The organism is Streptomyces sp. NPDC047315 (assembly GCF_040643215.1).
In the GTDB taxonomy this organism is placed as follows: Bacteria; Actinomycetota; Actinomycetes; order Streptomycetales; family Streptomycetaceae; genus Streptomyces.
On sequence record NZ_JBEYTZ010000108.1, the window covers coordinates 1 to 2,101 of the forward strand.

At 37.7% G+C, this 2,101-nt stretch carries 2 protein-coding genes; one reads left to right on the forward strand and one right to left on the reverse strand.

The genetic code is table 11. The features are described 5' to 3' along the window. A partial coding sequence (locus ABZ842_RS38760) for a hypothetical protein (RefSeq protein ID WP_361548571.1) occupies nucleotides 1-180 on the forward strand: 180 nt, incomplete at its 5' end. A 31-nt stretch (nucleotides 181-211) separates the two neighbouring features. Here the strand turns inward: ABZ842_RS38760 and ABZ842_RS38765 are convergent. Further along, nucleotides 212-1,672, reverse strand: coding sequence for an IS1182 family transposase (locus ABZ842_RS38765; RefSeq protein WP_361548574.1), 1,461 nt, complete (start codon nucleotides 1,670-1,672; stop codon nucleotides 212-214). Between the last annotated feature and the right edge of the window lie 429 nt (nucleotides 1,673-2,101).

The following is a 2,101-nucleotide window of genomic DNA, read 5'->3' on the forward strand; positions in this document are numbered from 1 at the left end:
AAGTCTTTTATCAGCGATTTTCTGCGACTTATCAGCGATTCTAAGTTTTTTATCAGCGATTCAAGTTACTTCTCATCATATAAAAAGCGTGTCCCGAAATGGAGGGCACTGAAAAACTTACGTTTTCATAAAAGCGAACCTTTCTCAGATAAAAATAAGGCACTTCTTGTTCGATTTTGAACAGGAAGTGCCTTATTTCTGTCTCTATTCTTTATTCATTTTCGTTTAGTAGCTTTAATATCCGTTTCAAATTGACAGCGAATATCGTTGTAGCACCTTGAATTTCCATGCCAAATAGACCCGCAGTCGATGCCGTATCGTACCCGTGTCCGTTTTTTAATTCACTATTCTTCGCTTCTACTTTGTAGCGATTTGCGGCTAATTGCTTAAATGCTTCCGTATTTTGAAATGCCTCTTGTTCGGCATGTGTATCCGACTTAATTGTGACAGAATATGTTTTACTTTTTGCGCCTTCTTTATAACAGCCCTCTCTCATTGGACATACTTTGCATTTTTCAATGTCAAAATAATATGTCTGACTTTGACTCTTACTCGTTCCTTTTTTACCCGTACGTGCTTTTCTTGTCGCGAGATGACCGGCCTTACAAACAAACATTCCAGCGTCTTTATTAAACTCAAATTTGTCTTCTTCTTTTCGAGGTCCTTGTGTAAGAATAGGATTCAACTTTGCCACAAGCGCGATTTTCTCTTCTTTTGTATATTCGATATTTGCCTTTTCAGAGTAAGCTGCGTCTCCAATAACCGTATTAATTTTCATACCTGCTTGTGTGCTTTTTTTAATTAACTCTTGAAGATATTTTCCATCGCTTTTTTCACCTGTTGTAATGACAGCCGCTGTAATAATACGTTCATCACTCAACGCGATATGTGTCTTATACCCGAAGAAAGAAGATTCCGACGTCTTATGCCCTTTTCGCGCATCCGCATCAGAAGAGTAATTTAGATGTTCTTGGAAATCTTCTACGACTTCTTTTAAAACATTCAGCTTTTCTTTGACAGATGGCATTTGTGCAATTTGTGGTTCCTTTTCAATGACTGAAATAACTTCCTTACAGTAAGTTAATTCATCCTTTACTTCGTTAGAAGTGGTTTTTACGGGGAATTTGTCTTTCATCGATTCGTCAATTTTGTAGACAGCTTTTCTAGCGTTTTTTGATTTCTCTTGTAAAAATTCTTTAGGCGTTTTTTGGTTGTAACGTGCTTTTGTATGTGTGGCATCCACAATAATCGTTTGACTGTTGATGATTTTTTTCTCCAATGCGATCTCAACTGTTTTCCCAATGAGCATGTCTAATAAGCTTACGTCTTGAAGACGAAGCCGACGAAATTTTGTAAGCGAACTTGAATCAATGACTGGATCTTCTGGCGTCATATCCAAGAAATATTTGAATGACATATCGTACTTTGAACGCTCTACAAGGTCGACGTCTGATACATCATAAATTGCTTTTAATAATAAGTACTTAAACATACGAATTGGAGGAATGGCATTACGTCCATTGTCTAAACAATATTTTGTTTTTAACTCTTCTAAAATGAATGAAAAATCAACAAGTTCATTGATTTGGCGAAGTATATTATCTTTTGGCACAACAATATCGTAGATCGCCATATATGGACTTAAATTAAGGGTTTCTTGATTTGAAATCATCGGGGGCACCACCTACACATTAATTCTTTTATTATAAAGGAAAGCGTGACTAAAATAATAGTGTGATACATTGCGTTGTTTGGAGAAGCATCGCTCGACTCCTGCGGGAAAGCGAGACAGACGAGACCCCGCACGAAGCGAAGCGTAGGAGGAGGCTCGGCGCTCGCCCGCGGAAAGCGAGCGGAATGCTTCGGAAAACAACAGTAGAGTCACAGTGCCAAATGAAAAAAGCGAGGTATTCAACGATTTACTCGTTAAATACCTCGCGATGTGAGAAGGTATAGACTTTTTCAGTGCCCTCTTAATATGGACTCACTTTTTTTAGTTGTTGTAACCGAATGCGTAAACTTATTATTTTAATGTTCGTTTTAAAAACTCTTTTGTCCGTTCATGCTGAGGTTTTACTAAAACCTGTGATGGTGGTCCTTC

What these genes read in the sequence shown, in the direction of transcription:
- ABZ842_RS38765 (WP_361548574.1), bottom strand. Translation starts at nt 1,672, where the DNA reads ATGATTTCAAATCAAGAAACCCTTAATTTAAGTCCATATATGGCGATC.